Consider the following 9,258-nt stretch of genomic DNA (forward strand, 5'->3'; position numbering starts at 1 on the left):
TACTGTGCCATAAGACAATAGTGCCGTAGTTTACCCACACTTTCGTCTTATGGCTATTTATGTGATTACTAAGCCGGAATATCGATACCAGCATCACGCATTTTAGCAAGTTTGTAGCGCAGAGTTCGTGGGCTAATACCCAGTTTTTCTGCCATTTCTTTACGACGTCCGTTACATTCGATCAATGTTTCCAAAATAATGGCGTATTCTTGGTCACGGAGTTCCCCGCCTAGACCTTCGCCACCAGACGCGACTCGGTTGATTGGCTCAGCTTGTGCGACTGGCTTGACATCCGGTACGACCATTTCTGCATTCTGAACAACATGTTGCAGACTGTTTGCATCTTGCCAATCTACACCTTCTAGCAAAATATGTTCAGCATCTATGTCACCGTTTTCACTCAAAATCAACGCACGTTGTACCACATTATCCAGCTCACGAACGTTACCCGGCCATGGGTATTGAAGCAGCTTATCTAATGCAACTTGAGAGAACTTAGGCACAGGCATACCCATCTTGCTGCAATGGCGCTCAGCAAGATGCTGCGCAAGTGGCGAGATGTCACCTTTACGTTCGCAGAGTGCTGGCCATGCGATTGGGAAAACATTCAAACGGTAGTACAAGTCTTCACGGAAGTTTCCTTCTGAAACGTACTGTTTAAGATCGCGGTTGCTGGTTGCAAGTACGCGAACATCAAGCTTGATACTCTTACGACTGCCCAGACGCTCCACTTCACGCTCTTGTAAAACACGTAGTAACTTCGCTTGCAGACTCAAGTCCATCTCGCTGATTTCATCTAGCAAGATGGTACCGCCTTGTGCTTGTTCGAATTTGCCTGGACAAGCTTGAACTGCCCCAGTGAAGGCACCTTTTTCGTAGCCAAACAGCGTCGCTTCAAGCATGTTATCTGGGATCGCAGCGCAGTTAATGGCAACAAATGGACCATCTTTACGGTTTGAAGCGTTGTGAATGTAACGCGACATAACCTCTTTACCAGAACCGCTAGGACCTAAGATCATAACGTTGGCATCAGTGCGCGCTACTTTGTCAGCTAGAGCAAGCAGACGCAGGCTTTTCTCATCTGCAACTACCGCGTCACCATTGTCGTCACTTTTAATTGGCGCGTAGCGACTTACCATGTTGAGCAAGACTTCTGGTGCAAATGGCTTCGCCATGTAATCAATCGCACCTTCTTTCATTGCCGACACGGCGTCTTCAATGTTTGCATAAGCCGTCATAAGCAGAACGGGCATATTTGGCCAATTCTGTTTGATATTACGGAGCAGCGCTAAGCCACCCATACCTGCCATTTGTACATCTGAAACTACGATGTCTACCGCGTTCGACTTCAGTTTCACCAAAGCGTCTTCTGCACAATCGGCTTCTAACCACTCATACCCAGCCAGAGCCAGAGTATCCACTAGGGCTTCACGAAGACCTTCATCGTCTTCTACGATCAGCACTTTGCTTTGCGCCATTATGATTCTCCAGTATGTGCTTGCACTCGCTCTAGCGGAATGCACATGGTAAAGCAGGCTCCATCACCCTGCTCTGAAATGAGTTCCAATCGACCGTCATGGGCACGGCAAACCATTTGAACAACAGCAAGTCCCAACCCCGTTCCTTGAGAACGCGTGGTAAAGAAGGGCTCCATAATTTTGGCTTGTAGTTCTTTTGGTATACCCGGTCCGCTGTCTTGCACAGAAATGCGCAGTTCACCGTTTACCGGGCGGAAAAAGACATCGATTTGCGATTCTTTGCCTGACATCTGAATCGCGTTCATCACTAAGTTACTCAATGCTGAAGCAATGGCATTCGCGTTACCTAATAGCTCAGTCTGCTCTTCCTCAACTTCTAGGAAGTAATCGATGCTGTTGTTTTTCAGTGCGGTTTCCACCATGGGCTGATATTCAGCCACCAGCTGAGCAATGTTAAATGGCTTAATGACTTTATTATCACCACCTTTGGCAAAAAGCAGCATATCATTAACCTGCTTCTCCAAATCGTGCAGTCGATCCATTAATTTGCTCTGAAATCGCTCTCTTGTCGCAGGAGGGAGATTCGGCGCACCTAAATTTGATGCATATAACATCGCACTTGATAAAGGCGTTCTAACTTGATGAGCGAGCGACGCCACCATACGACCGAGTGATGACAAACGTTGTAAGTCACTCACGCGAGATTGCAGTAAGCGGGTTTCTGTTAGGTCAGTGATCAGGATAAGCTGACCCGTCGCCGAGGCAGAGATAGCCAAACGCACTTTGCGACCATTGCGCAGTGAAATTTCATGACCATCATCTTCACGCGGATCAAAAACCGCTTGGATGATGTTGAACCATTTCTCGTTGACTAATGGAATCTCAAGAATTCGATGCGCTTCCGGGTTGGCTTCACGGACCACTCCGTGCGTGTCTAACAAGATCACGCCAGCCGGCATTACGTCCAGAACCTGTTTATAACGCTCTACCTGATTCTCTACTGAGTCTAAATGGGATTGGTTAGTGTTGTTGTCCATTCACTGCCTGTCGAATTGTCGCCACTTACAAACTAAAATAGCTTGGTAAGCAATTAGCGTACCAAGCTATTTTCTATATTTATCATAGCGTTATGCGAACGACAAGAAGTTGACACTAGGAAAATGGTGCTTTCGTTATCAGAAAAGATAACCAATCACCGTTGAAAGTGTGAACTTTGGCTATCAGATAAACCTAGCGCTGTAGGTTGTATTTACGCATTTTCTCAACCAATGTCGTACGACGCATACCGAGCATATCTGCCGCTCGTGCCACTACACCGCCTTGCGCTTCTAACGCTTGGCTGATCATGTTGACCTCCATATCGGCTAGCAACTCTTTCAAGTTGACTCCTTCCGGTGGCAGTGCTTGAGGTGCATTCATGTTGTGGTCAAGATCGCTCTGCTCTTCAAAGCTGAAGTTTTCAGAGAAGATATCTTGGAATACATCACGCTCTTGCTCTTCCACTGTTGTGAATGGGTTCCCTTCAGGTTGGAACTCAGGAATATCACTGTAGCGGTATTTAGTCGGAAGATGATTCACGTCGACCAAGCTATTCGGGTATAGGATCACCATACGCTCAACAAGGTTAGCAAGTTCACGTACGTTACCTGGCCAGTTGTGTTCCATCAGCGAGTTGATAGCACGAGGAGTGAAGCAAATTGGTTGTCCGCCTTCAGCTTCAAGACGCGTCATTAGCTCTTGCAGCAGCAAAGGAATGTCTTGCTTACGCGCTTTTAGCGCAGGCATTTCAATTGGGAATACATTCAAGCGGTAAAAGAGGTCTTCACGGAACGTGCCATCGTCGATCATGGTTTCTAGATCACGGTGAGTTGCAGCTACAACACGAACGTTTACTTTGATCGTCATATTGCCACCAACACGCTCAAAGCAGCGCTCTTGCAATACGCGCAACAGCTTCACTTGCATAGACATTGGCATATCACCAATCTCATCAAGGAAGATCGTGCCACCTTCTGCTAATTCAAAACGACCTTTACGTGCCGTTAAAGCTCCGGTAAATGCACCTTTTTCATGACCAAACAGCTCACTTTCTAAAAGCTCTGGTGGAATCGCACCACAGTTAATTGGCACAAACGGACCGTTGCGGTAAGCAGAATGATAATGGATATTGCGCGCCACCACTTCTTTACCTGTCCCTGATTCACCCAAGATCAAGACGTTTGCCTCTGTACCTGATACTTGTTCAATCAAATGACGAACTTCTTGGATACCACGGCTTTGACCAACGAGACTGCGGAAAAGAGTGTTTTTGCGAGCACTTGCAACAACGTTCACACCTTTGCGACCAAGAAAGTCTTTGCAGTGACGTAACGCTTCGCTAAGTTGCGGGTAGTTTAGAGGTTGCTCTAATTCACCGACAAAATTTGGCAAGTCATCAACAGGCAATGGGAAAGAGCCCATGACGAGAAGAGGGATATGGTACGCTTCGTTGAGTTGTGTCATTACTGCTGTCGCAGCCTGACCGGCAGAGATGTTAGCCACAATACAACCTGACCAAACACTAGACCAGTCTACATCGCCTAGCTGATCAGAACTGACAGCTTCGCAACTTTCTCCAACAAATTCCAATATATTGCTTATATTTAAACGACTTGGTGCGTCGTCATCGATTACAAGCAGCTTTGCCAAACCTTGCATAAGTAAGAATGATTGCCTTTATTATGGGGTTGTTGCGGCCAGACCTTGATTTGCGCAATTGAGTGTCAGAAAAGGTGGGACCACTCTCAATTAACGATAGACAAAATAGGAAAATCAGCAACAAAAAAAAGCCATTAGGGCCACTAATGACTTCTATTTTATTTGAATAAAAAAATAAGGCAACCAAGCAATAAAGAGGTGTGAGCTTGATTGTAACTTTGCTGAACGACTTGATGTGCAATCAGACACAATACCCTACCAAATCAGTAAGGTATTGTTTTCTTTATTAAATGCCTACTTCTGCAGCAGTTAGGTTGTGGAACTCAGTTGGGATCTGGTCCCACGCTGATTTGATCTCACGGATGATGTCGATAACGTCGTCGATCGGTTGAGGATCGTTTTGGTGGTTCGCGGCAGAAATCTGAGTGATCATAAACTCGTAAAGTGAATCTAAGTTTGAAGCAATGTCACCACCATCGTCCATTGAAAGGCAGCTGCGTAGCGCAATTATGATGTCTAACGCTTTACCTAGACGCTCGCCTTTTGCTGGAATGTTGCCTGCTTGCATTGCTGCTTTACCTTGGATCAGACGCTCAATCGCACCTGCCATTAGCATTTGAATGACTTTGTGCGGAGACGCCGCACTCAGCTGGCTGTCGACTGATACCTTTTTGTATGCTTGCAAAGAACCGCGCATAGTATTCCTCTTTTATATAAATTTTTTGTACTGCTGAAGCGAACGCTTACCATAACGGAACTTATGTAGCTCTTTACCAACGTTCGTGGTTTCGTTTTGCATCAGCTCAACAATTCTTTTGGTACGAGTGAGCAAGTCTTGCCACTCTGCTTCCTGCTTCACCAACGGATTGCTCTCGACAATGGGTAGCAGGTTTTGCAATAACCGTTCCCTGATATCGACCAAGCGAAGAATTTCTTCAGCATTAAAGTCGACTTTTTCTAGTTCTTGCGCAATTAGTTGATCAATATCACTAATTTCAATGAGTTCACTTCGCATCTATTGACCCAACGCGTTCATCAATGCGCCCAACTGCCCTTGCATCTTACCCGTGGCATCTTGCATAGCGGCAAACTTAGCGTGGGTGCGTTTTTCAAGGCTATCCATACGGCGATCTAATGCCGCTTGGTCATCACCTAAACGGTAGTTCTGCTCAGTTAAGCTTTTTTCACGAGTACGAATACTGCCAGTAAACCCTGTAATGCCCTGAATCGCGTCTTCCACGCGTTTGGCAAAACCGGTATTACCACCAAAGAACTTTTCCAACTCGTTAAAGTTGTTGTTCAACTGGCGATCCAGCATGTCGTAGTTAATCTCTAATGTGCCCTGGCGTGTGGTCGTGATACCGAACTCAGTCAGGGATTTTAAATCTTCTGGTGCTTTGTCAATCGCCGTTGAGAATACCGCTTTCAGCCTCGCATCGGCATTACGCACTGTACTGTCGCCCGCAAGCGGCCCTTTCTGACCAGTGGTAGGGTCAACACTCGATAGTGCTTTCGATGTTTGGTAGAACGAGTTGTAAGCAGAGACAAAGTTTTCAATGTCATTACGCACGCTGCCGCGGTCGTATTCTACGCCGATTTCAGCAGGAGGTTTACCTACTTCGGACTTGCCTTTAAGGGTCAAGTTGACACCTTCAATAGCATCTTCAATCACGTTGTTGTGACTAGATAGCTGTGCAACGCCATCAAGCATCACTTGCGAGTCTTGCCCAGCTTGTACTTCCATCATGCCCGAGTACGCTTCAAAAGACTTCTCTGCTTCTGCGATTTTGGCTTCTGCTACGTCTATTTTTTCAAGACGTTCGCGCTCCTCTGGCTCAAGCTTGGCTCGATGAATTTGTTTTGCTTGCGCTTCAGTTAGCTCACCTCGTTCAACCTTTTGGTCAAGCTCTTGTTTTTCATCCGCAATCTTTTGCTCGATTTCCGCTTTTTCTTGTTCGAGCTGTTGTTTCGCTTCTTTCGTTGTTACGTATGAATCGGTGAGTGTGCCTGAGGCGGTGTTATCCCACCCAGGAACATCTGGCGCTTTATCAATCGCTTTCTCATCCAGTTCGAGTTCCGGTGGACGGTAAGAATCGAGAAGTGTTCCTGAAGCCGTTTCAGTCCAACCGGGAATGCTGTCTTGTGGGCGCATACTTGCACGCTTGTTAGCGGCATCAATCGCTTCTTGTCCAGCTTTCGCCGCAGCAGCGCCGGATGCAGAGATCGGTTCATCGGATGCGCCATCTTGCGCACTTTCTGCCGCTTTTTGTTCTTCAGGAGGTATAGGATTGCCGTCTGCATCCACCTGTTCTGGTTGGCCTGCATCGGTTGTTGATTCTGGTTCTTTTAGAGGTCCAAGTACGGCTTCAGCCGCTTCACGAGCTTCTTCAAGCGCGTTCACTCGGTCTTCTAGAGTTTTGTATTCGAAATGTTTCAGCGGGTTACCTGCATCGGCATCCACACTGACTTTAATTTGATGGTCCTTGCCCGATAGATTCGAAGCAAGGATCAAACGCGGCCCTTCTACGTCGTTAATAACGGAAGCACGTACGCCAGGGTTATCCTTAGCGCCGTTAATTCCACGAACGACATCAACTAGCTTAGAACTAGAACGGACATTAACGTCGAAGGTGTCATCACCAAGAGAAATCTGCAGCTTACCAGGTCCAAACTTAGCATCTTCTGGCAAAACGTCAGAAGCCACTTTATGACTCTGTGCAAGCTGCAACACATCGATAGCATACTTACCGGCTATAGCGTCTGTTGTTGCGGTCGCAGATACCACTGCATCGTCGGTAGTATCTACCGTACGAACAGCAAAAGCCTTCTCCTGACGAAAGTTCGTCATGAGATTCTTCATCGTATCCAACGATTCTCTGAGTCGCCCGTAGGCACTGATGCTGGCGTCAATTGTCGCACGCTCGTTGTCGATGCGTTGCTGCTTTGGCACACGCTCGGCATCCACAATTTTGCTGACCATGGAATTGATATCCATGCCGCCAGACATCCCCAAAGGGCCTAAACTCATCAAATCACCTCAAAAACGACTTACACCTTTTCAACTAACAAACCGCTGTTAGCTGTGTGTTCAGCTAGGCGACGCAAAACCACTAGCATTTCTTCATCAGGAATTTGACGAATAACATCACCGGTTGTGGCTTCGTATATCGTCACGACGTCTCGACCCGATTCTTCATCAACACGAAACGCCACTCCCTTATTCATGGCGTCGACAAATTCATTCATTTGCTTAACCATTTTTTCGCGTTCTTCTCTGTTCAGCTCTTGGCGGGTATCCGCCATTTCAAGTGCAGCTTGAACAGAGAGATCGCGTTCGGCATCGTTCGCTTTTACAGGCGAAGCGGTACCGTTTGAACTTGCTGTGCTTGGCGCGCCTACGCCATTTTCTTTAGCAACTTTTGTGCCACTCGGTGTGCCGTAAGGCTGGATGTTCGATGTGTAGGAGGATATTTCCATTACAATCTCCCTTCCACCTTATGGGCTAACGATAGGTCTATCGCTTTGGTGACGTAATCACTAGGCTGAGTCGACCCGATTAGCCCAACAAGCTTAGCGCTGCAGATGGTGACTGCTTCGCTTGAGCCAAGATTGAAGTACTTGCTTGTTGAAGGATTTGCGACTTAGTCATTGCCGTTGTTTCCTTCGCGTAGTCAGTATCTTTAATACGGCTGTTAGACGCATTAACGTTCTCGTTAATGTTGTCTAGGTTGCTGATAGCGTGGTTGAAACGGTTTTGGAATGCACCAAGAGACGCACGTTGGCTGTCTACTGATTTTAGTGCGCCATCAATGATAGCTACCGCTTCTTGAGAGCCTGCAACGCTTGTTACGTCGATGTCTTTAACCGTTACGTCTTTTGCGTCACCGAAGCCGATCTCACCCGCTAGGTTACCAGAGAACTCAACGTCACCCGTTACTTTTTGAGAAGAAGCAAATACTTGTAGTTTGCCATCTTCACCAACAGACGCTTTTACATCTTCGCTTTGACCGTTGATGTAAGTCGCTAGCTGCTCAATATCGTCGCCTTGTTTTGCTTGGACAGTAAGCTCTTGCTCTTCGCCTTGCTTGTTGGTGTACGTCATTTTCAGTTCAGTTTTATCGCTCACTGTCCATGACGCATCTTTACCGTCTTCTGCTGCGTAGCTCTTACCACCCATTGCAGAAGTATCAGAACGTAGGTTACCCATAGAAAGCATTACTGCTTCACCAGAGTCCGCACCGATTTGGAAAGATTGAGTACCGTAAGTACCGTTTAGAAGCTTGTTACCACCGAAAGAGGTTGTTTCAGCGATACGGTTTAGCTCGTCGTTAAGCGCTGTTACTTCTTCTTGGATCGCTACACGTTCTGATTTTGAGTTCGAACCGTTCGCAGATTGAAGCGATAGGTCACGCATACGTTGTAGGATGTTGGTAGATTCATTCATTGCACCTTCAGCAACCTGTGCAATAGAAATACCATCGTTCGCGTTTTTCACAGCCATGTCTAGACCACGGCTCTGTGCGTTCAAACGGTTAGAAATCTGTAGACCTGCAGCATCATCTTTCGCGCTATTGATTTTATAACCCGAAGACAAACGCTCCATTGATTTTTGTTGACCTTCAGCCGCTTGGTTTAGGTAACGCTGTGCGGTCATCGCAGAAACGTTAGTATTAACGTTAATCGCCATAATTGATCTCCTTAAGGCTTTAGTTGATGCACCGTCGTGTCTCTCACCTCACTTAGGTACATCTCATTTCTCTCAGTCCCTTTAACGGCGACCTATAAATATCCTTTAGGAGAAATTTTCAATTTTTTGCGATTATTTTCTTTAGCTTACTGAAGTGTGATGAATCTCTAATATTCAATGGGTTGGCTAGCTGCTGGGTTATTAATCCAAAACAGGCAGAAAAAAACCCAGCCGAAGCTGGGTTTACTCGCTCATCTCTCACCACGAGCCAATGAGGTTCTTGCCTTTAGGTTAAAAATTAACCTAGTAGGCTTAGCGCTGAGTTAGGCGCTTGTTTCGCTTGCGCAAGGATTGAGCTTGACGCTTGCGATAGAATTTGTGACTTAGTCATTTGAG

9 protein-coding genes are annotated in these 9,258 nt (G+C 46.5%); all 9 read right to left on the reverse strand.

Features of this window, described 5'->3' with window-relative positions; genetic code table 11:
* Window positions 1-68 precede the first annotated feature (68 nt).
* Complete coding sequence (locus tag MHO32_RS18045) at window positions 69-1,478, reverse strand: sigma-54-dependent transcriptional regulator (protein WP_005448355.1); 1,410 nt, start codon at window positions 1,476-1,478, stop codon at window positions 69-71.
* On the reverse strand, window positions 1,478-2,515 hold the full coding sequence (locus MHO32_RS18050; RefSeq protein WP_005448353.1) for a sensor histidine kinase: 1,038 nt from the start codon (window positions 2,513-2,515) through the stop codon (window positions 1,478-1,480). The genes MHO32_RS18045 and MHO32_RS18050 overlap by 1 nt, the downstream gene beginning before the upstream one ends.
* A gap of 193 nt (window positions 2,516-2,708) precedes the next feature.
* Entirely contained in the window at window positions 2,709-4,175 is a 1,467-nt protein-coding gene (locus MHO32_RS18055; protein WP_239213291.1) for a sigma-54 dependent transcriptional regulator, read from the reverse strand.
* Between the two features lie 286 nt (window positions 4,176-4,461).
* Window positions 4,462-4,872, reverse strand: a complete 411-nt coding sequence (gene fliS, locus MHO32_RS18060; RefSeq protein WP_005438665.1) for a flagellar export chaperone FliS — start codon at window positions 4,870-4,872, stop codon at window positions 4,462-4,464.
* A 12-nt stretch (window positions 4,873-4,884) separates the two neighbouring features.
* Window positions 4,885-5,190 (reverse strand): flagellar protein FliT, encoded by a 306-nt coding sequence (locus MHO32_RS18065; protein ID WP_005448349.1) that lies wholly within the window; start codon window positions 5,188-5,190, stop codon window positions 4,885-4,887.
* Window positions 5,191-7,203, reverse strand: coding sequence for a flagellar filament capping protein FliD (gene fliD / locus MHO32_RS18070; protein ID WP_239213293.1), 2,013 nt, complete (start codon window positions 7,201-7,203; stop codon window positions 5,191-5,193). It lies immediately after the preceding gene.
* A gap of 20 nt (window positions 7,204-7,223) precedes the next feature.
* Window positions 7,224-7,652 (reverse strand): flagellar protein FlaG, encoded by a 429-nt coding sequence (flaG, locus tag MHO32_RS18075; RefSeq protein ID WP_005448345.1) that lies wholly within the window; start codon window positions 7,650-7,652, stop codon window positions 7,224-7,226.
* A gap of 79 nt (window positions 7,653-7,731) precedes the next feature.
* Window positions 7,732-8,862 (reverse strand): flagellin, encoded by a 1,131-nt coding sequence (locus MHO32_RS18080; protein WP_005448343.1) that lies wholly within the window; start codon window positions 8,860-8,862, stop codon window positions 7,732-7,734.
* 298 nt (window positions 8,863-9,160) lie between these two features.
* Window positions 9,161-9,258 (reverse strand): flagellin (locus tag MHO32_RS18085; protein ID WP_253804769.1); only part of this gene is annotated, 98 nt, incomplete at its 5' end.

This window comes from Vibrio sp. MMH1-50 (genome assembly GCF_022347645.1).
GTDB classification, from domain to species: domain Bacteria; phylum Pseudomonadota; class Gammaproteobacteria; order Enterobacterales; family Vibrionaceae; genus Vibrio; species Vibrio harveyi.